Below are 26424 nucleotides of genomic sequence, written 5' to 3' on the forward strand. Positions count from 1 at the left end.
AAGGAATGATGAAAAAGGAGTTAAAATTAGTTGGGCCTTTTAGGCAAATATTAACGATGTCAAATATGCCTATAAAAGGTCCAATCGACGATAGCCAATTGTCTATTATTAAAGAGGGTGGGATTTTAATCGCAGGAAACACGATAATGGATGTGGCCGCTTTTGCTCAATTACAACAGCAATGGGGGGAGCAGGCGGTTCTGATACATGTTGAGGGAGATCAGGTCGTTTTGCCAGGATTTATTGACTGCCATACACATATTGCTTTCGCAGGCAGTCGTGCAAATGATTTTGCCCTTCGAAATGCCGGTTCAAGCTACTTGGAGATCGCGGCGGCAGGTGGGGGGATCTGGAGTACCGTATCCCATACAAGGGATTGTGATGCCCGAGAATTGGTAGAGCTCACCATAAGGAGAGCACATTTACTATTGAAACAGGGAATTACAACGATCGAAGTTAAAAGCGGTTATGGGCTTAACGTTGAACAAGAACTTAAATTATTGCGTGTCATCCGCGAATCAGATCGACAAATACAACCAGACCTTATCCCAACTTGTTTGGCAGCACATATGCTTCCGCGGGACTTCAATGGGTCGGCAAAAGATTATCTTCATATGATGGCTGAAGTTCTTTTTCCAGCATTAAAATCAGAAAGGCTATCAAATCGGATAGATGCATTTATCGAAAAGACAGCTTTTCAGGGGCAGGACATTGTAGCTTATTTACAAAAAGCAAAAAATATGGGTTTCGATCTGACAATTCATGCCGATCAGTTTACGACTTCTGGAAGCCAGATTGCGGTAGAACTCGGTGCTATATCTGCGGATCATCTTGAAGCATCAACAGCTTTTGAAATTGAACTTATCGCACAGTCGGACACTGTCGCGGTGGCTTTACCTGCCGCTTCTATCGGATTGGGTTGCGGTTTTACACCCGCTAGAAAACTGTTAGATGCAGGTGCATGCCTAGCCATAGGTAGTGATTGGAATCCGGGATCTGCTCCAATGGGACAGTTATTGACAAGTGCGACGATTTTGGCAGCGGCAGAAAAGTTGACCAATGCTGAACTACTTGCGGCATTAACCTACCGTGGGGCAAAGGCATTGAACTTGTCTGACCGGGGGATTTTGGCGAAGGGAATGCGTGCAGATTTTAGTTTATTTAAAACTGACAATTATCAGAATATTACTTACTTCCAAGGAAGTTTGCAGCCTACAGCGGTATGGAAAAATGGTACGGAAGTATTATCAATATAACACCATGAAAGATACATTTAAGCGAGAGGTTGCAGAAGGTATTCCTACCACATTACCTCCAACAGTAGAGCGCGATCATACCATCAGCCACGCTCCCCGACGAAAGAATATTCTTACGAAGTCAGAAGAGAGGCTAGCTATACGGAATGCATTACGCTATTTTCCTAATCCCTGGCATGGCATTTTAGCGCCTGAATTTTTACAGGAGCTTCGCGACTATGGGCGAATTTATATGTACCGTTTTAGACCACAATACACAATGCATGCTCGACCAATAGCTGATTATCCGGCGTTAAGTAAGCAGGCGGCGGCAATTATGTTGATGATTCAGAACAACCTCGATCCTGCTGTCGCACAGCATCCGCACGAATTGATTACTTATGGTGGGAATGGAGCCGTATTTCAAAATTGGGCTCAATATCGGCTTACTATGCAATATCTATCGCAAATGACCGATGAACAAACATTACATCTTTACAGTGGTCATCCGATGGGACTTTTTCCATCTTCAAAAGATGCTCCTCGTGTTGTGGTGACAAATGGCATGATGATTCCAAATTATTCGAAACCGGACGACTGGGAGCGTTTCAACGCATTGGGCGTTACGCAATATGGACAGATGACAGCCGGCTCATACATGTATATCGGTCCGCAGGGTATTGTGCATGGAACGACTATTACGGTTATGAATGCATTCCGGAAACATTTGGCGGTAGATGATACAATACAAGGCAAGGTGTTTTTGACTTCCGGCCTGGGGGGAATGAGTGGAGCACAGCCTAAAGCGGGTAATATTGCGGGATGCATAACGGTATGCGCGGAAATAAACCCCGACGCAGCAAGAAAACGACATGAGCAGGGATGGGTTGACCGATTGATAGTGAGCATACAGGAGCTTGTTAGACAGGTAAAGCGGGCAGTGAAACAAAAGGAAATAGTATCCTTTGCTTATATCGGTAACATAGTCGAAGTATGGGAGGCTTTCGATCGTGAAAATATCCACATTACGGTAGGGTCTGATCAGACATCATTGCATAATCCGTGGTCCGGAGGATATTATCCCATGGGATTATCCTTTGATGAAGCAAATGTTTTATTGGCGAGTGACCCGGACAAATTTAAGCAATGTGTGCGAGAAAGCTTGGTACGACATGTTGATGCGATCAATAAGCATGTGTCCAAGGGAACGTATTTCTTCGACTACGGAAATGCATTTCTTTTGGAAAGTAGCCGTGCCGGCGCAGCAGTCTGGAATGATAAAAAGGACCAATTCCGCTATCCGTCGTATGTACAGGATATTCTTGGTCCCATGTGCTTTGATTATGGTTTTGGACCATTCCGTTGGGTTTGCACCTCTGGAAGGGCTTCGGACCTGAAAAAATCTGACGAAATAGCCATGACCGTTTTAGAGGATCTTCGATCAGAAGCCCCCTTAGAAATTCAGCAGCAGCTGCAAGATAATATACAATGGATTAAAGAAGCTGAGAAAAATAGACTCGTCGTAGGTTCTCAGGCGCGCATCTTATATGCCGATTCCATTGGACGTATTTCAATTGCAAAGGCCTTTAACGAAGCAGTAAAAACTGGTTTATTTGAAGGGCCGATTGTTTTGGGTAGAGACCACCACGACGTTAGCGGAACAGACTCACCTTATCGGGAAACTAGCAATATTTATGATGGAAGTCAATACACGGCGGATATGGCTATTCATAACGTCATTGGAGATAGCTTTCGCGGGGCGACTTGGGTTTCTATCCACAATGGCGGTGGCGTCGGGTGGGGAGAAGTAATCAACGGCGGCTTTGGCCTACTCTTAGATGGTTCAGACGAAGCAGTTGTTAAATTGGAAAAAATGTTATTTTTTGACGTGAATAATGGAATTGCTAGACGTGCCTGGGCTAGAAATAAGGAGGCAAACCAGGCGCTAGGCCGTGCGATGGAAGAAAATCCTAAATTACTAGTCACCCGTGCGCATCTTGTTGATGACCAAATTATTGAACAATTATTTGATGTGAACGAATGAAGCGCTTGTTGAATGATCCCGAAATATATAGCAAAGGCGACCAAGCTGTTTGGAAAGGACGTGTGGATGGTCAGAGTCGCGAATGGATGCGCTGGCATCAATTAATGAATTGTGTTGACCTTCGTGAACCGTCCGATTTGCGGCAAGCCATCGCTTTTCTTGGATGCTGTAGTGATGAAGGCGTTGCCCGAAATCAGGGACGACTAGGAGCCAAAGAAGGGCCTGCCGCACTCCGGAATGTATTGGCCAACCTTCCTGTTCATTTTCCAGATAAACTTAAACTTAAAGATTGCGGCGACATCCTATTAAAAGACAATGATTTAGAATTATGTCAAGCATACTTGGGAACAGCTTTGAAAATTATTCTGGAACAAGAAGGGTTCCCCGTCATATTAGGGGGAGGCCATGAAATTACCTACGGCCATTATCTAGGGGTTAGTCAATATCTAAAAAACGATAATAAACGTTTAGGTATCATTAATTTGGATGCGCATTTAGATATTCGTGCCTTGCAGGATGGCCAAGGGAATTCTGGAACGGGATTCTATCAAATTGAACAGGATCAATCGGCAGCTGGCTTGCCCTTTCATTACTTAGCAATCGGAATTCAGGAAATAAGCAATACCAAGGGATTACTTAACTATGCTCGCGAGAAGAATGTAAAGATTATAGAACGTGATAGTTTGATCAATGAACAGCTTGATCAGATTCGGGAAAAAATAATTGGTTTTTCTAAATTGGTGGATTATGTGTATTTAACCATAGATCTTGATGCCTTTGCTTCGGCCTATGCCCCGGGAGTCAGTGCGTTGGCATTTAACGGTATAGTCCCAGATCAGCAGTTTTTTATGATTTACGATTTTCTTTTGGATCTACCTAATCTGAGATCTGTCGATTTGGCTGAATTAAATCCGTATTTTGATATCGATTCGAGGACAGCCAAATTAGCGGCTGATCTACTATTTAGGCTGGTCAATAAATTAGCAGCAAAAATTCAATAACCGTCGTAAAGTAAGTTACACGCTGAGCCTCACTTTAGTCTATTGAATGAGAGGGTCATAAGGATATATCCGGTTTCATCCTGTTTTGCAAAAGTTTAAAGATATTGCTTTTATTAACTAATATTTTTAGTATATTTGCTGTGTGTTATGGATTTAAATCAAAGCAAAAAACAAGAGTATGCCATCGTGGATATAGAGACTACAGGTGGCCACGCAAAATCGAGTCGGATCACGGAGGTTGCTATTGTTATTCATGATGGTAACCAAGTTCTAGAGCGCTGGGAAACATTAGTAAATCCAGGAAAGGAAATTCCTAACTCCATTTTTGCGCTTACTGGCATCGATAATGACATGGTAAAGGATGCTCCAACATTTGAGGAAGTTGCCGAGCGCATTTATGCAATGCTTAAAGACCGTATTTTTGTTGCGCATAATGTCAATTTTGATTACTCATTCATCCGTTTTCAGTTGCAGGAATCGGGATTCGAATGGTCAGCAATAAAATTATGTACAGTACGCTATGCGCGAAAAATAAAGCCGGGGTTATTATCCTATAGTTTGGGACGTCTATGTGATTATTTAGATATACCGATAGAAAATAGGCATCGTGCGGGTGGCGACGCCGATGCAACTGCTATTCTTTTTGCTTATTTGAAAGTTCTGGATACTGAACAGATCTTTCAGTATATGATTAAACACAAGGCGATAGATCAACGTTTTCCGCCGCACTTAAATCCGTTAGCGTATGAACAATTGCCAAGTGAGGCTGGGGTCTACTATTTTCACGACAAAGATGGAAAAGTAATTTATGTTGGAAAGGCTGTAAATATCAAAAAACGGGTATTGTCCCATTTCACTGGAAATAACATTCAAGCACAAAGGCAAAATTTTTTAAAGGAAATTCATCATATCAGTTACGAATGCTGTGGTACAGAACTGATAGCACTACTTTTGGAATGCGCGGAGATTAAACGGTTTTGGCCAAAATACAATAGGGCACTGAAACGGTATGAACCTAAGTTCGGATTGTTTTCGTATGAAGATCAAAATGGATACCTTCATCTTGCCATTGGTAAGACAAATAGGGGACAGGCATGTATTCAAGTCTTCCAGCGCGAATACGATGCAATACAGTTGCTCCAGACATTTATCCAACAAGATGCTATTAATCCGCAATTCTGTCAGTTTGGGCAAGCCAGTTTGTCAACAAAGTCCATAAAAAAGGATGTCTTGCCCGATCGCGACTTACACAATACCAGAATTGAACGCTGTATTGAGGAGTGGCTGGTACAACGTCCATCGTATGTACTGATCGATAAGGGACGCCATTCTGAAGAGAAAAGCTGTATTGTTATTGAAAATGGTGCTTTCTATGGTATGGGCTATATTGATCAATTCTACCAGAATTATGGTTTTGAAGATATAAAAGCACATGTTAAAAGGTATCCGAGTAATTATTACATGATGGAATTAGTCAAAATGGCGGCAGCAAGACATCCTGGTAAAATACATTTTTTAACAGAATCGACTTTTTTACCAAATTCTGCTGCAGAACCAGATTTCCATTATGAAAAATTAGAGCCAAATAGTCTTTTCAACTTGAGCTAATTGCCCATAACTAGGCATTTTATTCACTTTCTTAGATTTTGGTCATCCGAATCTCAGTAATTTGTTAAAGAAATGTGAAATAGCAAATTATAGAATAATATGGTCCGATAATTGAAATGTATTTGGTATACATAGTAAAAAAGACTTTTCATAATTTAGGTTAATAATTGGTTAGTTAAAAACCTGAGGCTCCCAACCTCAGGTTTTCTTTTTTTAGTCCTTTTGAAAATTGCATTTATTTGAAACATACAGGAGGATACAAGCTACCAAATTCGACCTTTCGACACTACTTGTCTAGCGCTTATTCAGTGATCACTCAGTACCCACTGTATAATCATTGACTGATTACTTTCTAAAAATTGAATGAAAAACGAGATAAGGGATAAGTTGTTAATAGCCATTATACGCTCAAAAGTACAGTTTGATCCAAGTTTTTTATTTAAATTTTTTTTGCGTAAAACACTTTTTTCCAATAAAGAGAGTGTTTTAATTGTATGTATTTCAGTTAAATAACATTTGTCCCCCATTTTGTCCCCCTAAGTTTTTTCTCTGTATAGTTAGTTTAAGCTACTTTAGTATTTGTATACTGTAAAGGGCGAAATAGTAAAACAAAAATGGGGCGTTTTCTAAAAGTAGCTGCGGTATATCTTATCCATATCTTTATATATAAAAAGGGCCTTGGCCCTTTTTTTTATTCCTATTATTCAGATTGCCTATTTTAAGCCAATGGCACCTTAACCTAGATTTTGATATAGATCTTTTTCTTCCGTAGGCAATATGCGATCAACCAATTCAAAGCGACAAATAGCAGCGCAAATAGGGCGGAGGATAATCGTTGGTTTTGCCAGCTATCAAACAGGAAATGGTAGCTTAAGTTCCAAAGATTTTGATGTGTATCCCCGATGAGAATAAAAGAACAAATCGTGGGGATTAAGCCGCTAAGACAATAGATAAATAGTGTATTCTTACCGAAATCGTCAAGGACAGTGTAAATTATCCCTTTGATGTTTTGAAATTCGATAAGATAGATTAATATACCGAGAAAAGAGAGTGCAATTCCAGTGCTGAATACGGCGTAGCTGCTGGTCCAGATCTTCTTATTAATAGGAAAAACAAATGACCATAGATAGCCAATCAGGATAAAGGACAGACCTACGATAAATAGGTTGATCAGCTCCCTTTTTCCTGTCAGTTTTTGAATAATGTACTTTCCGGTAATATACCCGAATATTGTTTGACTGATGGCCGGTAAAACGCTCCAGATATCCTCTGGATCAAATGCTGTGCCCTCGCCGTGATAGAGATGGGATGCACCGAAGATTCGAATATCTAGTGCAGTTCCGAACCAACCGTCCAAACTATAAGGATCCGATGGATTACTATAGTAGCAAATCAACCAATAGAACAAGAGAAATGCCGTACCGATGATAATTGCGCCTTTATCTTTAAAATAATATACTAACATGGCGCAACTGAAATAACAGATAGCGATACGTTGCAGTACGCCGAAATACCTGTACTTGGCAAATGGAATCCATTCCAGCTGGTGAAGGCTATTCCATTCAACAAAAGGAAAAACATTTAAAAAGATGCCCAGCATAAAAAGGATGCCTGTTCTTTTCGCAACTTTTTGCCAATAGGCTGATGGAGCCTGTTGATCGATATTTTTTAAAGAAAATGCCATCGAGTTTCCAACAGCAAATAAGAAAAATGGAAATATAAGATCTGTAAACGTACATCCATGCCAGATGGAGTGTTCAAGTTGAGGAAATACATGATGATAGTTGCCAGGATTATTGACGAGAATCATAGCCGCGAGTGTAAACCCACGGAAAATATCCAGTGATTTAAAACGAGTCATAATAAAGTATATTCGTAAAAAAGGCTGTTCCAGGAATTAATCCTTTGAACAGCCTATGCTTGGTCTAATTAATAGCCTGGATTTTGAGTCAGGCTCGGGTTTGCCTGCAGTTCCAATAATGGTATTGGAAGGAGCAGGCTATTTTGGTTAAAATTATACTTAATCAACGTAGGGTTGCTCTGTTTGCCGTTATCGCATGTAAATTTTATTTCATTTAGTTTATTCATTACATCTACCGTTACACCATAACGATTTAAATCATCCCAACGTTGACCTTCGAAAGCAAGTTCCAATCGGCGCTCGTTGAGAATGATGGCCTTTAGTGCAGTGGAGCTGACACCGGATAAATCGGACAGCCCTGCGCGATGACGTATGATGTTTATAGTGTTTATCGCACCAGAAGCATTTCCCAAGGCGTTTTGAGCCTCTGCTTTAAGCAGAATGATGTCCGCAAGCCGCAAAAGGTAAAAATGATCGCCACTTTGGAAGCTGTTGGCATGTTTTTGCTTTACATTAAATGGGATTTCTGTATCGGCATCTCCACAAGGGTTCCAGAACTCATCTGCCCAAGGAACAGAGAAAAACCAGATGTTGGCATTCTTTCGTTCAGTGTCGCCAGCGTTGTCATAAGCTTCGACAAGATCTTTCGAAGGTGTGCCATACCGGCGCCATTCGTTTTCGTTGATTTGGCCATTTTCATCAAGATCCGGGAAAAAGAATGCGCCACCCCAACAGCTTAGATTGGGACTGCCGGCGATATAGGGAATCTCTATGATAGATTCACTGTTATAGTTATGTTTACCGTCAAAAAGATCCGCATAATTTTGAAGGAGCTGATAGCCACCTTTTCCAGTAATCACTGCATTGGCATATTGCAATACCTTATTGTAATCCCGATCAGGGCGTTGTGCCCATATCTTGGTCAGCAAGGCATTTGCAGCACCTTTTGTAGCTCTAACTTTGTCAATAGAGGCTTGCCCAAATCCATCGGGAAGATTGTTTGCTGCCACCTGTAGATCCGAATCTATAAAATCATAAACCTCCTCTACAGTTGATCGCTTGATGCGTAATACTTCCGAATCTGTACTGTTGGAGTGTTTTTCCAAGGGGACACCACCGTAAAGTTTGACCAATTGATAATAATGGAAGGCTCTTAAAAATGAAGCTTCTCCAAGAATTTGTTTGCGTCTTTCATCCGAAAAAGTAGGATCTGTGACTTTACCAACATTGTCGATAACGATATTGCATTTTGAGATTGCTCCATACAGTTCTTCCCAATCCCTGCGTACCATTTCATTGGTATTGGTAATCGTATTATAGTCAATTTGTGAAAAGTCTATCTCACCACCGCCGGCCGCATGCGCATTGTCCGAACGGATATCGGTCTGTAAAATCATCTCCCATTGATAATAATTGGCATTGCTTCCTGGGCGGGTACCATTGCCTATAAAAGAATTATAGGCCCCGTTTAATGCTTTCTCAATATTGTCTCCGGTGAGATAGGCATTTTCACTCGTTACCGTGGAGGTAGGCTGAAGATCTAAAAACTTTTTGCAGGAATTTAGAGCAAGAGAAGCCAATAAGGCGATGGCTAATGACGTATATCTATTTGATTTCATTGTTTGTAAGCTAAAAGGTTAAAAAGTTAGGTTTAAACCAACAATAAAGGTGCGTGCCTGCGGCGAAGTACCAAAATCGATGCCCGGCGCCATATTGGAGCTCACGGTTTCCTGGTTAGTTCCCCCATACATGCTTACCTCAGGATCTAGACCTGAGTATTTTGTGAATGTTAACAGATTCTCGCCTGTCACATAAAGACGGACCTTATTGAGCTTCCATCTTTCAAGCACTTGTTTAGGGAGGGTATAGGCCAAGGTCATCGATTTTACCCTGAGGTAGGAACCTTTCTCTACAAAACGGGAAGAAATCTGTGAATTGTAGTTGTCATCTGTATTATTTAGATCCGGACGCGGCATAGTACTATTTTTGTTATTGACTGTCCATCTGTTTAATACGGCAGTACTTTGGTTTCTCGGTTCCCACATACCCTCTGTATAAATACGTGTCGCATTAAGGATATCATTTCCCTGTACACCTTGTAAGAAAAAAGAAAAGCTGAAGTTTTTATAACTAAAATCATTGTCATGCCATAAGAGAATTTTGGTGTAGCATTACCAATGATAGCCATATCACTCGTTTGAAGACCTGCTTCAGGGTCGGCCATCTGATAGATCATATCTCCGGTCTCTGGATTGACGCCTTTCGCGACGTAACCCCAGAATGATCCCAATGCAACCCCTTCTTTTGCAATCGTACTATTGCCACGGCCATCAATATTTCCGTCATAGTAGGTTCCGCCATCAATATTCAGTACTTTATTGCGATTGAGCCCAAAGGTGACTGTTGTATTCCATTTGAAATCGTGAACGAAATTTCGGCTACTCAATTCGAATTCGAAACCTTTATTCTGTAGGTCGCCGAGGTTTTTCAGCGCAGTTCTATAACCGGAACTATACGGAACTCTTGAGTTGAGAAGTAGGCCTACAGTCCTTTTTGCATAATAATCTGCACCAAATATCAATCTAGAATTAAAGAAACTGGCATCCACACCAATGTCGGTCTGGTTTGTTGTTTCCCATTTTAGATTGGGGTTGTCCAAGGTAGCAGGTGTATACCCCGGTACAACCTGATCGCCGATATTGTACGATCCCGTGACGTCAACTAAACCAAGATAGGAAAAGGCCGGGATTTGGCTATTTCCAACCTTACCCCAACTAGCGCGGATTTTCAAATCGTTTACCGTTTTTTTCAGCGAACTAAAGAAATCTTCATTGGATAAACGCCAGCCGGCAGAGAAAGAAGGGAAGTAACCCCAACGGTTATTAGGCCCGAATACAGATGACGCGTCAGCTCTCAGATTGGCTGTAAATAAGTACTTGTCGTTATAATCATAACCGATTTTTGCAATGCCGGAAACAGTGGATACAGCAGCATCTATCGCTGTTGGCATCGCCGTAATCATTGAACCTCCATTGACGGTATGAATTGCTGGATTAGCAAAATTCTGGGTAGCGATATTTGAGTTTGTTGTTTGTGTTTTAGTGGTAATATAACCTAGTAAACCTGTGAAGTGGTGCTTGTCACTAAAAGTTCTGTCATAGTTTAATGTATTTTCGGACATCCAATACTGATTGTCCTGCTGCTGGAGCGTCGCCATTCCTTTATATTTTCTACCCTCTGTCGTGCGGAACGGATCCACAAAAGTGCGGTACTGGTTGTTAAATTTCTCATACCCAAACAGCGATTTGAATTTTAGTCCCGGTAGGATATTGGCTTCCACAAAGGCATTTCCTGTAAATCTGTTGTTGATATAGCTGTGCTCGTTGCCTGTTGCCAATGCAACGGGGTTGTCAAGATCTGTATAGAATGGATCCACTGTGAAAGCACCTTTATCGCCATATATGCCGATTACTGGAGAGCCCAGGTAAGCATTCATGATGACTCCATTTCGGGAGTTCTCGGTAATGTCCACGTCGTACCAACGGTTGTAAGATAAGCTTGTTCCAACTTTAAAGATTTTATTGATCTGATGATCCAAATTAACCTTGAAATTGACCTTGTTTACTGTATTTGTGATGACTGTACCATTATCTTTTTGATAAGATCCAGAGATGTAAAACCCTGTCTTTTCATCTCCACCGCGTACTGAAGCCTGGTATTTTTGGCTGTGACCGGTGCGGAATAGCTGATCTGGCCAGTTCGTATCAGCGGTATATTTCGACCAATCCAAGGCTTCTCCCATCTCAGTCATTAATTCTCTATATTGTACCGCATTTAGAACGCTAGGCTTTTTTCTGATGGCTGAAAATCCTTGATAGGTTTCGAAATTTACCTGTGTCTTACCGTTTGTTCCTCTTTTGGTCGTAATCAGCACCACGCCATTGGCTCCTGACGATCCGTAGACAGCGGCAGAAGCAGCGTCTTTTAAGACCGAAATGCTTTGAATATCTGATGGATTGAGCTCCGATATATTTTCTGTAGGGACACCATCTACAATGTATAATGGGTTGCTACCTGCAGTAATTGTAGAGGTTCCACGAACACGAATGGAGAAGCCAGCTTGCGGTTGTCCGGAGGATTTTACAATTTCTACCCCCGCCATTTTACCTTCCATGGCACTCGCCAATTGGGTCACAGGGCGATCTTCAATATCCTTTGTGCTCATGGTTGCAATGGCTCCCGTGATGTCCTTTTTTTTCTGTGTTCCAAAACCGACCACAACGATCTGCTCCAGTTGGTTGTTGGCAGTTTTCATCTGTATATTGAGGTAACTATTGGAACCTACCGTACTACTGATAGTCTCATAACCTATCGAACTAAAGCTCAGTTGATGTGTAGAGGTTGCTTCAATCGAGAATTCACCTTTACTGTCTGTTTCCGTTTGTTTACCCGTTGTTGTATTGCGGATTGTGACCCCTGTTAATGCTTTACCATCGCTATCGGAAACGCGCCCTTTTACAAGCTGTTGTACATTGATCGTGTTTCTTAAGGGCCTTTCATCGATTTTCCTTTTTAAAACAATGGTGTTGTTGACAATTTTGTATGAATACGAGAGTTCTTTTAGGTTGTCATCCAAAATTTCAACGATAGAACCATCTTTATGGTTTATTCTGATCTTTTGATTTTTATTGATCTGTGAGTTATCATAAAGGAATACATAAGAACTCTGACGTTCAATTTCTTTTGCAAACTTTGCCAACGTGTATTCTTCGTGCTGTAACTTAATTTTAGACTGGTTCACATTTGTTAGCGCCATGTTATTTGCATGAGAAATGCACTGGATAGCAAGTAAAGCGGCAAATAGCTTTGCTCTTTTGCCAGCCCTCTGAATGGGTATACGTTTATTCATAATTAGTTGGTTAATTAGATTTTATATAGATAAATTTAGAGCTCCACTTCAATTTTATTGTTGTGCAATTGGCATTTGATATCAAGAAAATTGAGCGTTTCAACCAATTCTTTTGCTGTGGAATTGCGTTTTATTTTTCCGGTCAATTCACGCTTGTCGTTTGTTCCTATGTAGACTATATCCACATTATACCATCGTTTTATGGCAGCTAATGCATCTTTGATTGGCGTCGATTCGAAATAGAAAAAGCCATTTCTCCAGGCCATCGCTTCTTCAATATTGGCTTCTTCCACAATCAGATTACTCCCTGTGCTAAATGCTGCCTGCCCGGGTTTCAGCATTTTTGATCTGCCGAATTGCGAAACTTGTACTGAACCCGTAATAAGTGTTGTCTTGTTGTTTTCATTTGGATAGGAACGTACATTAAAGTGGGTTCCGAACACACGAATTGTCTGCTCATTGGACTTTACATAGAATGGCCGTTTGCTATCGTGGCTTACCTCGAAATATCCTTCGCCAGACAATTTTACCTCACGTTTATTCGAAGCAAAAGATTCTGGGAAGGTTAATGTCGAGCCAGCGTTCAACCACACCTTTGTGCCATCGGTCAAAATGATTGCATATTCGTTGCCAATCGGAGTCTCAATACTATTGGTGTGGCTAGCATTGACGGTCTTGTTTGCTGTAAACTGATAGTGTACTGTACCCGAGGCCGTCGTAACTATTTTCACCCGCTCATCTTGGTGGAGAAGCTGTTGCTGTTTGGCAGAGAGGTCGATTTTGGTTCCATCCGCCAACGTTAATACGGCTCCCTTCATACCAGGATGAACCTGCTGCTGCATCTTTGCGGTAATCGGCACGTTATCTCCAGTTGCCCTTTTGACAAGGTAGAGTGGCAATACAAATAACAGCGCAAGCGCTGCAGCTATTCCACCCAATTTTGCCCATTGTGGAATACGTTTAATTTTGGATCTTTGGATTTGCTGCTGTATCTGGGATAGGAGTAGCTCTTTAAGCTGTTGCTCGTCTGTTGCAATTTCTTCGGGAATATTGAGCGGCTCATCATCATTTGCATTATACCATTCTTGGAGCTCTGTCTCCTCTTCTGGTGTAGATGTGCCTTTCAGCCATTTGTAAGCTAATTTTTTTATCCGGAATTGATTGTTGTCAGCCATGTTTAGAGTGTATTTGTTTATATAGTCCCTAAATTGGAGTGATACCCTGACAAGAAAAGAAAAAAAATTATAAGGTGATCAGAAAACGCTGAATACCAGCGCGGATTTTTTTTAATGCACGGCTTAATTGGGTTTCGACAGTCTTCACCGAGATGTTCATGCGTTCAGCAATCTGCTTGTAGGTGAGCCCATCTTCGCGGGATAATTTAAAAATAAGTTGGCATTTTTCAGGCAGTTCGGAAATAAGCTGTTCCAACCGGACGCGTAATTCTTCGAATTGGAGCCAATCTTGCGTAGAATTGTCAAAATCTATCCACGCTGTATCCTTTCTAAATGCTTCTTTCTTGTATTGCTGAGCTAGATATTTAAATATCTTGTATTTAACTGCCACAGTGAGGTAGGAAGCTAGATTGCTTTCAATTTGGAGTTGATGACGGCGTAGCCACAGTGAAGCAAATATATTCTGTACAATTTCCTGTGCATCTTCCAGCGAATTTGTTTTGCGGGCAGCCTGATAATAGAGCTTTTTCCAATAGCGATCATACAGGGCTTCGAAAGCTATTGAATCGTCCTGTTGAATCAATACGATCAGCTCCTCGTCTGAATGGGCTCCAAAATCTTTCATGCACGACAATACTATGTTTTTCTACGGTTATGCTACGCAAATAGCAGAGTAAATGTAATGACTAAATGGTGAATAATACAACTTTAATAAATAAATATAGCTGTTTACGAACGAATTTCATGATTTCCTAAAGCCTTATCTGCAGCGATACACACAAAAAAAGAGCATCTGTTAATCTCAGATACTCTTTTTTTTGCGAAAGCAACTACTTCTTAGAAGTTTGGCTTCAATAGGTACTTGTCGTAGAATCGGAAAATATGGTCCGCAGCCTCCTCCGCAGTATCTACAATTCGATACAGCTTTAAATCCTCCTCACTGATATATTTATTGGAAATCATAGTATTTTGAACCCAGTCCATTAATCCTTTCCAATAATCAGAGCCGACCAATACGATTGGAAAACGTGCAATTTTGCCCGTTTGGATCAATGTGATTGCTTCAAAAAGTTCGTCCATTGTTCCGAAGCCTCCCGGCATAACAATATAGCCCTGAGAATACTTCATAAACATCACTTTTCTCACGAAGAAGTACTTAAATTCTAGTAGCTTATCTCGGTCAATATATTTGTTGTGGAATTGTTCGAAGGGTAGTTCAATATTCAATCCAACAGATTTACCCCCTGACTCATAAGCACCTTTATTGGCTGCTTCCATGATACCTGGTCCACCGCCCGAAATAATACCGTAACCACGTGCTGTCAATAAACTTGCAATTTCTACCGCCATTTGATAATATTTGTGTTCACGCGGGGTACGCGCAGATCCAAATATTGAAACACAGGGGCCAATTTTTGCTAGTTTCTCAAATCCATCCACGAACTCTGACATCACTTTAAAAATCTGCCAAGAGTCTTTTACTTTAATTTCCTGCCATGTTTTGTTTTCAAATGCACGGATAATTTTATCTTCTTTTGTAATGTCCATATATAACGTTATACATTTAATTTCTAAATTCAATTTTCCAAAAAGGAATACAATATAGGTATTTTTTTAATAGTAGCTACTTTTTCTGATTATTCTTACATTTGCATTATGAATTTTTCTTCTAAGCTTCTCGAGAACGCCGTTGCTGAATTTGGAAAACTGCCGGGCGTAGGACAAAAGACATCATTGAGGTTAGTTTTGCATCTACTGAAGCAATCGGATGCGGATGTAGCTCGTTTTACCGCTGCTATTGACCGTTTGAAAGAGGACATTCAGTATTGTCAGGAATGTTTTAATATTTCAGATCATACAATTTGTGAAATATGTGCTTCATTCAAACGCGATAAAAGTTTGATCTGTGTCGTTGAAGACACGCGTGACGTAATGGCAATTGAGAATACGAACTCCTATCAGGGTGTATATCACGTATTGGGCGGATTAATTTCACCGATGGACGGCATCGGTCCTGCTGATCTAAAAATTGAAGGATTAATCAATCGAATCCAGAGAGGTGAGGTGGAAGAAGTTATTTTAGCGCTGTCAGCAACGATGGAGGGAGATACAACCATTTTTTATTTATATCGTAAATTGCGGGAGTTTGATGTCAAAATTACAACCATCGCGCGCGGGATCGCATTTGGCGGAGAATTGGAATATGTTGATGAGTTGACTTTGGGTCGCTCCATTGCCACACGCGTTCCTTACGAGCGCAGTGTCGGTTAATTGTACTTTAGATAGATTTCTTTAACCCCTTCGTGTATTTTTCTGCCTTTATCAATTTGCTTTTTTCGCCATAAAGAATTGTCTATCCTATAATTCGACGTCTTATTCTTTAACATATTTATGTAGGCAATACGACCAACTACTGTTTTTTCTAAACCTAATAGCGCGCAGGAATAGTCGCCCAATAGATACTGATTGTAATAGAGGTGAATTTCGCGCATGAGCTTTCGTCCCCATTTATTTATAGGGTAAGCAGCTTTAACGGGTTCTTCCATAAGTGCCTTTGCCAAAGCAAGGCTATCTTGGTCTCCAGACTGCTGTGTCATTGTCCAATAATATAAAGCTTCAATTGCTTCCTCTTCCGTGTCAGGGAGAAGATGAAGGGGGATGCCTAATAAGTTTCCTACAAATTTCCATACGTGGAATAGACCTTCAATTTCGCTTCTTAATATATTGAATTTCATTCGTTTAAGCCCTGTTAGATAAACAAGGGAAAATCCTAAGTTTGTGGCAAGCATATCCCAGGTATTTAATGGAATACCCCATTTTTCAGTTTCCCACTGACCCTGCCTTAAAATGTTTAACCGCGCATACGAATGGATACATCGGGTGAGTAAAATGGCTTCAATACCAATATGTCCCTTTCTTAGGGCATTATTACCTGTAATATCAACCCAAAAGGTAACGGTTTCAGTAAGTCGCTTTACGGCGCCTTTTTTTAGCGCTCCCGTGAAGATCAAAGGTTTGTTTATCGCGCTGGATTCATAGCCACCCATGAGCACATAATCACGTAATACAATTAATCCAGATAAGCCCGATCGTTGACTGAGTTCAATTCCTTGCGCAATTTTATCCCAATCCAACCAAGATGGGGCAAAATCCACGGTATGGAGAAAGTCTATCAATACCTGCTCGTAGGCAGGTTCAATAGATCTACCAGCAAGCGCATCTTTGAGTAACTGTTGTCCTTGATAAAAACCAATTTTTAGGTGTAGTTGTTCTACAAGCTGGTCGCAAGACATGTCGTATTGATACAGTAAAGGCGCAAATCGACCAGCATCGGTTATCACGGGTTTCTTGGGCAGTTTGCGAAGCAGATCAACACCAGGGCCCTTTGACCAATAGAAAGAGAATGAGCTCGTATTAATTTGAAAACGTTCGGGTATACGCATAGGTTCTATTGAATTGTCCAATCTACATAGGATCCATGAATCGCGATGGTATCGTTGGAAATATTGAATTTAAAGTCGATATAATCCATTTGACAGGATAAAAGATCGCTGCAGCAGAACTGACGGTCAATTTTAAAGTGCATTCTGAAACTACCGCTGGTATGATCAGTATAAAAAGACAGCCTGCTAATACTAAAATCGCTTAAATGTGGTGCACCATCTTTATTCTCTAAGCAGTCAACAACATAGTCGTTGATATCTTTCATGTTTGCGTCCATGGACTGGAGAAGATCCTGGATATTGAAAGGGATGCCGAGGTGATCTTTTTCTATTGAAATTTTTATGTTTATCGCTGTCATTGTATTATCGAATCTTTACAAAGCTCTTTCCAATTTGGAATAAATAGGTCGAAAATAGCCTCTGTTTCCATACGGGATTTCTGAGCAAATTTACAGAATGCCTTGAGTACAATTCGATTTATATGTTCTTTTTCTAAATCGATGAGTCGATTTGAAAAATAAATTCCACTGTCAACAATCGTAAATTCGCTTTTTGGTAACTTTTTGACGGCAACGCTGGAGATATTGTAGATGTCCAGCTGTTCTTCCCAGTAGGACATCTGCTTTATAACTTCATTATAAAGTAGTTCTTTGCTCCACTTGGAGAGTAATTTCAATGTATTTGTGCTCTTGTTTTGATAAACAGCTATGCTAGTTGCTGTTAGATTAACTTTTGTTGAGGTTGAGTTAGAATAAATTTTAACTAAATAAGGTTTTCCAAATAGGATATAAGGATTGTCCAGATATGCATACGATTGAAGATTGTCTCCGATTGTTGGCGGATTCAACTTAAGATATTCTTTAACTGAAGCCATATCCCAATGAGCCGGAGCATATACACGATAAGGAGATAGGCTGCCTAAAACTTGAATATAATCTTTATTCCAAGGAATTATTTCGTAAAATGTATTAGCGATTTCGATTTGCATTGTTCGATTTTAAATTACAAATGGTGAGTTCGACGTTAAGAGTGCACGATACCCCATAAGTTGCGTTAAAGTAACGTTTTTTATAGTATACTACAGCTATAATGGTAATAATTTCTTTTATATAATGAGCCGCATCAATGCGGCTTTCGTTCGACCAAATGATGCTTTCCTAGTAACCCACTTCTAACTGTAAGTACGATGTTCCCAAGGCGGACGCATTGTGAAAGTACATGTATAAAGGTGGACTTAACGTGGACTCATGGTGTACTCACGGTACATACAGTTGGAAGTTGCTCCAGAATTGGTAATAACTTTTTAGCATTCTTATCAGCTATCAATACCGTATGATATCTACAAAAGCCATGATAATTCTTACAAGGAAAATTACCTCAAATCACTTAGTTTTGTTAAAAATGATATCGGCATGAATGGAATTACGCAAAATCAAGATTCATATCTGTTAAAGAATGTATTGTTAGAAACAGGATTTCTTTATGAAAACGCGGAAGTTGTTGCTACAAAAACAGCATTATTTGATATACAAATTGAGGGAAATAAAATAAAAAGTGTTGAGCCTGCGCAATCTACAACGGATGTAAAAGGCTTTGACATCAAAGGTAAATTGGCATTACCACCATTTCGTGATATGCACATTCATTTGGACAAAACCTTATTTGGCCTTCCTTGGAAGGCAGTATTTCCAAAAAATAGGACTGTAAAAGATATGATTGCCAAAGAGCAGATGATCATCCCGGAGCTATTGAAAACCTCGGCTGAACGGGCCGAAAAGCTAATTTCACTCTTGCAGGGCTACGGAACCAATTTTGCGCGCACGCATTTTAATATTGATCCGACGTCTGGCACAGCGTCACTGGAGCACTTGTTACAGGCTCTTGAACATTTAAAGGATTCATTTTCTGCCGAATTGGTCGCATTCCCGCAGCATGGGCTATTTTATACAAAATCTGCGGAGCTGATGGAGGAGGTGGCCAAATGGGAGCAGGTGGACTTTATCGGTGGTCTAGACCCCTTTAGTATTGACGGTAGTATTGAGAAGCCGGTGGACTTGACCATTCAACTTGCATTGGACAATAACAAAGGTATCGATATCCACTTGCATGAAGGCGGACAATCTGGCGTTAAAACGATTCATTATTTAATTGATAAAGTTTTCGAAAATCCAGCGTTGCAAGGTCGTACCTTTATCAGCCATGCTTTCGCTTTGGGCTACATGGCAAAAAGGGAATTAGCATATACGGCCGAACGCCTCGCGGCAGCGAAAGTTGGTATTTGTAGTTCGGTGCCTTTCCGCAACATGTTAATGCCACTTCCGGAACTGGAAAAGGCAGGAGTGGAAGTTTTTATAGGGAATGACAACGTTCAAGATCACTGGAGTACTTTTGGTAGCGGTAATATGCTTCAAAAGGCCAATTTGGTTGCACAATTATACGGTTATGAAACCGAATTTGAGCTATCCCGCAGCCTCCGTTACGCGACTAATGGTAGCATTCCACTTGATGACCATGGGAAAATCGTGTGGCCAAAAGTGGGAGACGATGCTAGCCTTATTTTTGTTGATGCAAGTTGTTCTGCAGAGGCGGTGTCCCGCATCTCGACCGTAAATGGATTTGTTTATCAGGGAAATAGCTCATCAATCATAGCATAGAAATCCCAATTTATGGTTTATAAAATTGGCGTTTTTTATTTTGATGTATTCGTTTAATGTAGGAAAGTGGTTTTGCAGTAATCTATTTTATAGGATTCTCCGTTGTGTACCAGTTGAACCTCATTTTTGGTTCTTACATCATGGCCGTAATCGACAAATACGATAAATTTACTGTCTGATACTTTTTCAATTTTAACATCCTGAATATCCAACGCATCATCATTCCCGCGTCCAAATAGCCATGTCTCCTGGGTATACAGTGGATAGATTTTTCTCCATTTGGCTTTGTAAGCTGCCTCGGCCATGGGTAGTTCCTCATCGGAAAGGTTTGATGGCCCGTAAATTTCATTGGCGTCTTGTAAAAATGCACGAAATCGCGGGGTACATAATGCATCTTCTTTGTCTAGGTAGTAGCAATATTTTCCAGTTGAGAAGCCTTCGCACTGAAAAATGCCTTCCAGCCAAGATTCTGCTGGATGGCTATCCTTTAAAGTTGAATCCCGTATTTCTGCCATCTCCTTATTTTGAGGTGTAGTTTGCTGTATTGCAGCTGCTATAGAATTGATTTTATCCTCTTGAACTCCATTTGTACAACTTGCTAAAATACAAGATAGAACAATTGCTGCATATGAACTCTTCATTTGTTGATATCATCTTAGTTGGTATAAAATTAAGCTATTAAAAGCATATTACCATCATTGATTACAGCGACATCGAAAATCGTATTGGCTAAAAAAATATGCTATTCGATATGGTTTCTACAATTTTCCTCATTCACTATTGGATTATTATTTATGTTATATGCGCAATACATCTGCGTAATTGATAGATTCTGTTTGCTTTCTTACATTTTTTTTATTTTTTATAGCTGTATATCAGTTTATTATTTTGATATAAAGGACTTTTTAATTCCTTTTTATTACTACGCAAATTGGCCGCGTGGTGCCCCAGCGATATTTGTAATGTCAGCAATGACAAACATTCTTTGATGGAAAGGATAGCAGTAGAATTCGAATCCCACTTCCATCTTCGGATAGAATAGCATAACGATACAGCATAGCGCATTGCTATTTGTGGACATCATTTTACTAAATACCGTTAGGCTGATGGAAGAAAACAGTATGGAGTTCAAATTAAAGGAAATGGAATATATTAAAAAGATCGTTGAAAAGATCAATACGATTTCGCTTGTTGGAAACGGACAGATTGTCGATCAACTTAAACAATATGTGTGAAATAAAAGATACTACATGTGAAGAGGTGCAGGTAACAACGTAAAGAGGTGTTGTTGCCTGCTTTAGAGGAGTTGTAAAGTTTATTATATTAGAAAGTCAGAAAATGGAAAATAAAAGAATAAATGGCAATGATTTAATTGCATTAGGATTTAAAGAAAATCATACGTTGGGTGTTGCGTTGAAAATCAACAGTAAAAGACACGGTTATACACGCGAAGAAATGTTGGAAAAGTTTAGATCTGTCTTGGAAGACCCGACGAGTTATTCCGAAGACGCTGTGTTTGGTATTTTGTCCAGTGCTATACTCGGACAAGACGCGGTTGATAAGTCATTAATAGTGTTGAATGAAACACCGGTAGATTATGCGATCTATGGCGCTTCTGAAATCGAAACCGGGGCGAAAGCACAAATGAATGTTGCCATGAAATTGCCTGTTGCAGTTGCCGGTGCATTAATGCCGGACGCGCATCAAGGCTACGGACTACCAATCGGAGGCGTATTGGCGACCAGTAATGCGGTAATCCCTTATGGGGTTGGTGTAGATATTGGATGTCGTATGGCTTTGTCCATCTTCGATTTACCAGCCTCATTTTTGGAAGAAAATGTAATGATGCTCAAAGATGTTATTCTACGTAACAGCAAGTTTGGAGCCGGTAATGGATATCTGAGACACGAACGTGTAGATCATGGGGTGTTAGATAATAAATTGTTTACGGAGAATAGCTTGCTTTCGTCCTTGAAGGATAAAGCCTGGACACAATTGGGATCTTCAGGTGGTGGAAATCACTTTGTGGAATTTGGTGTCGTCGAATTTGAGGATAAAGATGAGGTTTTAAATATTGAACGTGGGACTTATTTGGGCTTATTAACACATTCAGGTTCAAGGGGAATGGGCGCTACCATCGCTGGACATTACACAAAATTAGCCAAATCTTTGTGTAAGTTGCCTTACCAAGCTGAAAATTTGGCTTATTTAGATCTGGACACCCATGAAGGGCAAGAGTATTGGCTGGCCATGAATCTCGCCGGTGATTATGCGTCAGCTTGCCATGAGGTGATTCATAAAAAAATTAAGTTGGCTTTAGGGGCAGAGTTGTTAGCGCAGGTGGAAAATCATCACAATTTTGCATGGAAGGAAACCTGGAACGATCAAGAGGTTATAGTCCATCGAAAAGGTGCGACACCCGCGGCGAAAGGAGTGATGGGCATTATCCCTGGATCAATGGCCACACCGGGTTTTTTGGTGCGTGGAAAAGGGGAGCTGAAGGCTATTCAGTCGGCCTCTCATGGAGCAGGACGATTGATGAGCCGTACACAAGCAATCAAAACATTATCTCCTCATAACCTTAAAGAGATGCTTACTGATAAAGGTATTATGCTGCTTGGGGCAGGCATGGATGAAGCGCCAATGGCCTATAAAGACATTCATGCCGTGATGGCTTCGCAAAAGGATCTCGTTGATGTCGTAGCAAAGTTTTCTCCAAAGATTGTACGCATGGCAGACGATGGAAGCCGAGAAGACTAATGGTCAAAAAGCGCCTTAACAATACGTTTGAGGCGCTTTTTGACTACTAGTTTGTTCAATTATGTCAATCAATACGAGCGATTAGATCGGTTTGGCCGTCGCAACCTCTTTGTAGGTGTATACGTTATATGGATATAGTTTTTTTGCTAATACCTTTGCTATAAAACTACTGATAAGTAGGGGCGCTAATAATAGATATCCTGAAGGAACGAGGCTTGCAATAATAAAAATAGCCGTAAAAGGTGCGTGTATGGCTGCAGAAAGCATTGCCGCGGCACCAAAAAGAGCAAAATTAATGACGATCAGCTGTGTTCCGAGGTAACGATTGCAAAGCTGCGCAAACAAAACGCCTAATAAAGCTCCTGTTACAATGCTTGGCGCAAAAACACCACCATCGCCACCCGCGCCGAGGGTCAAAGATGCCACTAGTGGTTTTAGAAGAACGAGCAGAATCAATGGAAGAAAGTAGCTCAAATTTACGGAGTCATGAAGACTGCCTTTTAGAATCTCACCAAGTCCGTGATAACTATCGCCATAAAGTGCTGGTAGGAAAAAGATAAATATTCCTATAGTGATAGCTCCTAAATTGACTCGTATAAAGTTACTTTTTATACCTGCAAAATAGGATTTTGCATAAATAACAATCTTCGTAAAATATAAAGCTAAAATCCCGCCAATCAATCCTAAAAGGATGACAAAGGGGACTGTCTGCCACCGCCATGCCTTTGCCTCAACTATAAATAATGGACTGGCGTCAACATAATAAACAAATACATATGCCACCGCCATGGAAGTGATTCCGCTAATGAGCAAAGTCTTATTATATTTCCGTGCAATGACTTCAAAAGCAAATAGAAAGCCACCTAGGGCGCTTCCAAACAAGAGCGTCACTCCGGCGATTACACCGGCGCAAATCAGTTCGGTTTTATAGGCCCAAGCGGCATGTAATCGTTTATATGCATGGTTCCCTACTGTCGCTGTAGCAACAACGGTAGAAACCTCAACGCCCGTTGATCCGCCGAAAATGACGGTTAGAAAACCGTTGATGTAGTGAGATGGAATTTTAAAAAAAGGCAAATGGTCTTTTCTTGTTTCTAAGGTGGTATAGATTTCTTTTATCCCTTTGTTTTTTCTGCTTTTAAAAGCATGCTTTCGTAAGAAGTAAATAGCTGTTATACCTATACTAGGTAAAATAATAAGCAGTCTAGGATCCCAAGAGGATACGCTTTCAAACAACTCTTCCTGTACATAGCCCGTGCTGTGCTTGAGGCTGAACGCCACTAGGCAACAAAGAATGCTGACGACAGCTGAACTTCCAATTAATTTTAAATAGCTATATCGAACAACTTTTTTTCTATATGCCGTATTGATTTGCATGATGTTCTTTTTTTAATCGACACAAAGGTAAGGGATATTTAATTTAAAATAAACGGCAATACTGAATGACATATGTTTTGTTACGATATACACCCTAATAGATACCGATGAAAATATCTACTTTTGCATTTGCTGGATCCTGTGCTTTTTCTCCGTAGATTTCAAAGTCTGCTGTAAATGTTCTTGATAGATCAGAATTCCAAATCTCTTGCCAAGCTTGATAAACAATGCCATCTTCCAGATTTCCTTCTGCCGTAAAGTGCTGATATTGATTTTCAGCGATATGAATACCGTCCATGTCTTCCGGTACTTCTTCAAGACTTCTTACTTTGCAGCCCAGTAACGTTGTATAAGGCAAGGTATGATCTCTTTCATATTCTGTATAAATACAATAGAGGTCGTTGGATATCTTGTTGGGGATACGGCTCAATACGTCTTCTTTAAAAAAACGGCTCCAAAGTTCGGGAATGTCCTTAGCAGCCTGTCCATTTTTATTGCTTGTCCGAACAGCTAGACCAATTATACTGAATGAAGGAATTGTCTTATTTTTCATGAGTTTTAGTTTTCCTCAAAGTTAGGTTAGCGAATGACAGCTGTATGTCACGAAAGAGAAAATAATGCGTTTTTTTTTGCGATGGATGTATAGGGTATTTAAAAATAGCGGAGTTTATATTTGTTTTCCGTTAGGCCTTATATTTTTGGTAATTCAGTGCTTTTATTTAAAGAAAAAGTATGGTGCGAAAACCGCGTGCTGCGTAATAGGAGATGGCTCCATTATGATACGTGAAAACTCGGTTGTAGCGTCGATCACAGAATAAAGCGCCACCAAGTTTGCGGATAGCTTCTGGCGTTTGTATCCAGCTAGAAGTTTTCAAATCAAATTCACCGAACATCTGTAGCTGGCGATACTGTTCTTCAGAAAGGAGCTCAGTCCCCATCTTTTTAGCCTCTTCCAATGCACTTCCAATAGGCTTGTTTTCTTTCCGATCATTTAGGGCCTTTTGGTCAAAACAAAGACTTCTCCTTCCTTTGGGGCTTTCCTACGCACAGTCTACGTAAGCATATAGCTTTGCTTTTGGATCAATAATAACGATATCGGGTTCACCGGCACTCTTTTCCATCTGGAAGAGGCTCCACAATTTTTGGGGATTGTCACGTAATTTGTCGGCTACCTCATTCCAACTGATCTGTGGATGCCTATTGGGGAATTTATTAAATCTTTTTTCTAAAGTCTCCAGCAGTAGTAACTGCTCCTCTTGTGTAAGTGAATGTTTCATAAATGGTTATCCTTGTTTAATTAAAAGTAAGCATTTAATTCAATACTTGTGAAGCTTCGCGCATGTATTGAATTAAATATCTTACTCCAAAATTGAATTAAATTTATATTTTTACGTTCAATTTTTATATAAATATGGCTTCAGGAATATTTGCAATATTAGATGATATTGCAGCTTTGATGGATGATGTGGCAGTAGCGAGCAAAATCGCGACTAAAAAAACTGCTGGAATCTTAGGTGATGATTTAGCAGTTAATGCCGAGAAAGCAACTGGCTTTTTGGCGTCGCGTGAGCTCCCTGTTCTATGGGCGATTACCAAGGGATCACTGCTTAATAAATTGATTATTGTTCCAATCGCCTTATTATTGAATGTTTTTTTTCCAATCGCTATTAAGTACATTTTAATCTTGGGCGGTTTCTATCTTGCTTTCGAAGGGGTAGAGAAGATTATGGAATACCTATTCCATCGAAAGGATACCACCAATGAGGCCAAAGTGGAGGCGGTAGTTGCTGAAGACTCGGTTGCCGCGGAAAAGGCTAAGGTCAAATCGGCTATTACAACAGATTTCATTCTTTCTGTGGAAATTGTCATTATCGCCTTAGGAACAGTTTTAGGAAAGAGCTTATCCTTACAAATCATCACGGTATCTGTTGTGGCTTTTCTAGCCACTGTTGGAGTTTATGGAATTGTAGCACTTATTGTTAGGATGGATGATGCGGGATATAAGTTGATTAAAACATCACGTGAGAAGGGTCCTATTGCAAGTTTAGGCCGATTTTTAGTACGTGCACTGCCGTTTGTCATCAAACTACTGGCCATCGTTGGTACATTTGCTTTAATTTTGGTTTCGGGTGGAATATTTGCTCATTATATTGATTTTTTACACCACGCGCTTCCAACGCTGCCGGGGATAGTAAAGGAACTATTATTCGGTCTAGCAGGCGGGATTATTGTTGTAATTCTATTTACAATTGGAAAAAAACTGTTTAAAAAGAAAAAATAAAGTAGATCTCTAAGCAAGGGATCAGTACTTAATAATAAAAAAGACCGGTATCTGCAGAGGGCACTGAAAAAGTCTC

The 26424-nt window shown here is 40.3% G+C and carries 22 protein-coding genes and 1 pseudogene; 9 read left to right on the top strand and 14 right to left on the bottom strand.

The window, feature by feature from the left end:
* Positions 1-5 precede the first annotated feature (5 nt).
* From hutI to B3E00_RS06600, 4 genes are all read left to right on the top strand, one after another.
* On the top strand, positions 6-1256 hold the full coding sequence (gene hutI / locus B3E00_RS06585; protein ID WP_293937742.1) for an imidazolonepropionase: 1251 nt from the start codon (positions 6-8) through the stop codon (positions 1254-1256).
* A 4-nt stretch (positions 1257-1260) separates the two neighbouring features.
* On the top strand, positions 1261-3279 hold the full coding sequence (locus B3E00_RS06590) for a urocanate hydratase (protein ID WP_293937744.1): 2019 nt from the start codon (positions 1261-1263) through the stop codon (positions 3277-3279).
* A complete protein-coding gene (gene hutG, locus B3E00_RS06595) occupies positions 3276-4280 on the top strand; it encodes a formimidoylglutamase (protein ID WP_293937746.1) in 1005 nt (334 codons plus the stop codon). Before B3E00_RS06590 ends, hutG begins: the two co-directional genes overlap by 4 nt.
* A 147-nt stretch (positions 4281-4427) precedes the next feature.
* Positions 4428-5888 (top strand): exonuclease domain-containing protein, encoded by a 1461-nt coding sequence (locus B3E00_RS06600; RefSeq protein WP_293937748.1) that lies wholly within the window; start codon positions 4428-4430, stop codon positions 5886-5888.
* Between the two features lie 739 nt (positions 5889-6627).
* Here the strand turns inward: B3E00_RS06600 and B3E00_RS06605 are convergent.
* The 7 genes from B3E00_RS06605 to B3E00_RS06635 all read right to left on the bottom strand — a co-directional run bounded on the left by B3E00_RS06605 (position 6628) and on the right by B3E00_RS06635 (position 15375).
* On the bottom strand, positions 6628-7749 hold the full coding sequence (locus tag B3E00_RS06605; RefSeq protein WP_293937749.1) for an acyltransferase family protein: 1122 nt from the start codon (positions 7747-7749) through the stop codon (positions 6628-6630).
* Positions 7750-7817: 68 nt separating this feature from the next.
* Positions 7818-9368: a RagB/SusD family nutrient uptake outer membrane protein gene (locus B3E00_RS06610; protein ID WP_293883144.1), complete on the bottom strand. Its 1551-nt coding sequence runs from the start codon at positions 9366-9368 to the stop codon at positions 7818-7820.
* A gap of 18 nt (positions 9369-9386) precedes the next feature.
* On the bottom strand, positions 9387-9794 hold the full coding sequence (locus B3E00_RS06615) for a hypothetical protein (protein WP_293937751.1): 408 nt from the start codon (positions 9792-9794) through the stop codon (positions 9387-9389).
* Positions 9758-12658: a SusC/RagA family TonB-linked outer membrane protein gene (locus B3E00_RS06620; protein WP_293937753.1), complete on the bottom strand. Its 2901-nt coding sequence runs from the start codon at positions 12656-12658 to the stop codon at positions 9758-9760. The genes B3E00_RS06615 and B3E00_RS06620 overlap by 37 nt, the downstream gene beginning before the upstream one ends.
* Positions 12659-12693: 35 nt before the next feature.
* The gene (locus tag B3E00_RS06625; protein ID WP_293883151.1) at positions 12694-13833 is read right to left on the bottom strand and encodes a FecR family protein; all 1140 of its coding nucleotides are present in this window, start codon (positions 13831-13833) and stop codon (positions 12694-12696) included.
* Positions 13834-13900: 67 nt separating this feature from the next.
* Positions 13901-14458 (bottom strand): RNA polymerase sigma-70 factor, encoded by a 558-nt coding sequence (locus tag B3E00_RS06630; RefSeq protein WP_293883154.1) that lies wholly within the window; start codon positions 14456-14458, stop codon positions 13901-13903.
* Positions 14459-14670: 212 nt separating this feature from the next.
* Positions 14671-15375: a TIGR00730 family Rossman fold protein gene (locus B3E00_RS06635; protein ID WP_209579315.1), complete on the bottom strand. Its 705-nt coding sequence runs from the start codon at positions 15373-15375 to the stop codon at positions 14671-14673.
* Positions 15376-15489: 114 nt separating this feature from the next.
* Between B3E00_RS06635 and recR the strand changes: the two genes are divergently transcribed.
* Positions 15490-16104: a recombination mediator RecR gene (gene recR, locus B3E00_RS06640; protein ID WP_209579303.1), complete on the top strand. Its 615-nt coding sequence runs from the start codon at positions 15490-15492 to the stop codon at positions 16102-16104.
* Here recR and B3E00_RS06645 read toward each other — a convergent pair.
* The 3 genes from B3E00_RS06645 to B3E00_RS06655 are packed head-to-tail and all read right to left on the bottom strand — an operon-like array spanning position 16101 to position 18264.
* Positions 16101-17276, bottom strand: a complete 1176-nt coding sequence (locus tag B3E00_RS06645) for an oxygenase MpaB family protein (RefSeq protein ID WP_293937756.1) — start codon at positions 17274-17276, stop codon at positions 16101-16103. The two genes, recR and B3E00_RS06645, sit on opposite strands and share 4 nt — an antisense overlap.
* Positions 17277-17281: 5 nt before the next feature.
* Positions 17282-17635: a hypothetical protein gene (locus B3E00_RS06650; protein WP_293937758.1), complete on the bottom strand. Its 354-nt coding sequence runs from the start codon at positions 17633-17635 to the stop codon at positions 17282-17284.
* On the bottom strand, positions 17632-18264 hold the full coding sequence (locus B3E00_RS06655; protein ID WP_293937760.1) for a DUF45 domain-containing protein: 633 nt from the start codon (positions 18262-18264) through the stop codon (positions 17632-17634). Before B3E00_RS06655 ends, B3E00_RS06650 begins: the two co-directional genes overlap by 4 nt.
* 424 nt (positions 18265-18688) lie before the next feature.
* Here B3E00_RS06655 and B3E00_RS06660 point away from each other — a divergent pair, with 424 nt between their 5' ends.
* Positions 18689-19930, top strand: coding sequence for an amidohydrolase (locus B3E00_RS06660; protein ID WP_293937762.1), 1242 nt, complete (start codon positions 18689-18691; stop codon positions 19928-19930).
* 53 nt (positions 19931-19983) lie between these two features.
* Here B3E00_RS06660 and B3E00_RS06665 read toward each other — a convergent pair whose 3' ends face one another.
* Entirely contained in the window at positions 19984-20571 is a 588-nt protein-coding gene (locus tag B3E00_RS06665; protein ID WP_293937764.1) for a hypothetical protein, read from the bottom strand.
* 465 nt (positions 20572-21036) lie between these two features.
* Here B3E00_RS06665 and B3E00_RS06670 point away from each other — a divergent pair, with 465 nt between their 5' ends.
* Together B3E00_RS06670 and B3E00_RS06675 are read left to right on the top strand one after the other, a co-directional pair.
* The gene (locus B3E00_RS06670; protein WP_293883173.1) at positions 21037-21165 is read left to right on the top strand and encodes a hypothetical protein; all 129 of its coding nucleotides are present in this window, start codon (positions 21037-21039) and stop codon (positions 21163-21165) included.
* A gap of 103 nt (positions 21166-21268) precedes the next feature.
* Entirely contained in the window at positions 21269-22690 is a 1422-nt protein-coding gene (locus B3E00_RS06675) for an RtcB family protein (protein WP_293937766.1), read from the top strand.
* A gap of 81 nt (positions 22691-22771) precedes the next feature.
* Here B3E00_RS06675 and B3E00_RS06680 read toward each other — a convergent pair whose 3' ends face one another.
* The 3 genes and pseudogenes from B3E00_RS06680 to B3E00_RS06690 form a co-directional block, all read right to left on the bottom strand.
* The gene (locus B3E00_RS06680) at positions 22772-24067 is read right to left on the bottom strand and encodes a chloride channel protein (protein WP_293937768.1); all 1296 of its coding nucleotides are present in this window, start codon (positions 24065-24067) and stop codon (positions 22772-22774) included.
* Between the two features lie 94 nt (positions 24068-24161).
* On the bottom strand, positions 24162-24620 hold the full coding sequence (locus B3E00_RS06685) for a GyrI-like domain-containing protein (protein ID WP_293937770.1): 459 nt from the start codon (positions 24618-24620) through the stop codon (positions 24162-24164).
* A gap of 166 nt (positions 24621-24786) precedes the next feature.
* Positions 24787-25344 (bottom strand): annotated as a pseudogene (locus B3E00_RS06690) (DUF4256 domain-containing protein).
* Positions 25345-25478: 134 nt separating this feature from the next.
* Between B3E00_RS06690 and B3E00_RS06695 the strand changes: the two are divergent.
* Positions 25479-26348: a DUF808 domain-containing protein gene (locus B3E00_RS06695; RefSeq protein ID WP_293883183.1), complete on the top strand. Its 870-nt coding sequence runs from the start codon at positions 25479-25481 to the stop codon at positions 26346-26348.
* The last annotated feature ends 76 nt before the right edge of the window (positions 26349-26424 follow it).

The organism is Sphingobacterium sp. UBA5996, from assembly GCF_002429765.1.
GTDB lineage: Bacteria > Bacteroidota > Bacteroidia > Sphingobacteriales > Sphingobacteriaceae > Sphingobacterium.

Bases quoted from the DNA above. Each gene is read 5' to 3' on its own strand.
- B3E00_RS06625 (WP_293883151.1), bottom strand. From the start codon at position 13,833: ATGGCTGACAACAATCAATTCCGGATAAAAAAATTAGCTTACAAATGG.
- B3E00_RS06650 (WP_293937758.1), bottom strand. From the start codon at position 17,635: ATGACAGCGATAAACATAAAAATTTCAATAGAAAAAGATCACCTCGGC.
- B3E00_RS06645 (WP_293937756.1), bottom strand. From the start codon at position 17,276: ATGCGTATACCCGAACGTTTTCAAATTAATACGAGCTCATTCTCTTTC.
- B3E00_RS06600 (WP_293937748.1), top strand. From the start codon at position 4,428: ATGGATTTAAATCAAAGCAAAAAACAAGAGTATGCCATCGTGGATATA.
- hutI (WP_293937742.1), top strand. From the start codon at position 6: ATGATGAAAAAGGAGTTAAAATTAGTTGGGCCTTTTAGGCAAATATTA.
- hutG (WP_293937746.1), top strand. From the start codon at position 3,276: ATGAAGCGCTTGTTGAATGATCCCGAAATATATAGCAAAGGCGACCAA.
- B3E00_RS06660 (WP_293937762.1), top strand. From the start codon at position 18,689: ATGAATGGAATTACGCAAAATCAAGATTCATATCTGTTAAAGAATGTA.
- B3E00_RS06695 (WP_293883183.1), top strand. From the start codon at position 25,479: ATGGCTTCAGGAATATTTGCAATATTAGATGATATTGCAGCTTTGATG.
- B3E00_RS06675 (WP_293937766.1), top strand. From the start codon at position 21,269: ATGGAAAATAAAAGAATAAATGGCAATGATTTAATTGCATTAGGATTT.
- B3E00_RS06610 (WP_293883144.1), bottom strand. From the start codon at position 9,368: ATGAAATCAAATAGATATACGTCATTAGCCATCGCCTTATTGGCTTCT.
- B3E00_RS06590 (WP_293937744.1), top strand. From the start codon at position 1,261: ATGAAAGATACATTTAAGCGAGAGGTTGCAGAAGGTATTCCTACCACA.
- B3E00_RS06685 (WP_293937770.1), bottom strand. From the start codon at position 24,620: ATGAAAAATAAGACAATTCCTTCATTCAGTATAATTGGTCTAGCTGTT.
- B3E00_RS06605 (WP_293937749.1), bottom strand. From the start codon at position 7,749: ATGACTCGTTTTAAATCACTGGATATTTTCCGTGGGTTTACACTCGCG.
- B3E00_RS06670 (WP_293883173.1), top strand. From the start codon at position 21,037: ATGGAAGAAAACAGTATGGAGTTCAAATTAAAGGAAATGGAATATATT.
- recR (WP_209579303.1), top strand. From the start codon at position 15,490: ATGAATTTTTCTTCTAAGCTTCTCGAGAACGCCGTTGCTGAATTTGGA.
- B3E00_RS06665 (WP_293937764.1), bottom strand. From the start codon at position 20,571: ATGAAGAGTTCATATGCAGCAATTGTTCTATCTTGTATTTTAGCAAGT.
- B3E00_RS06630 (WP_293883154.1), bottom strand. From the start codon at position 14,458: ATGAAAGATTTTGGAGCCCATTCAGACGAGGAGCTGATCGTATTGATT.
- B3E00_RS06680 (WP_293937768.1), bottom strand. From the start codon at position 24,067: ATGCAAATCAATACGGCATATAGAAAAAAAGTTGTTCGATATAGCTAT.
- B3E00_RS06655 (WP_293937760.1), bottom strand. From the start codon at position 18,264: ATGCAAATCGAAATCGCTAATACATTTTACGAAATAATTCCTTGGAAT.
- B3E00_RS06615 (WP_293937751.1), bottom strand. From the start codon at position 9,794: ATGTGGGAACCGAGAAACCAAAGTACTGCCGTATTAAACAGATGGACA.
- B3E00_RS06620 (WP_293937753.1), bottom strand. From the start codon at position 12,658: ATGAATAAACGTATACCCATTCAGAGGGCTGGCAAAAGAGCAAAGCTA.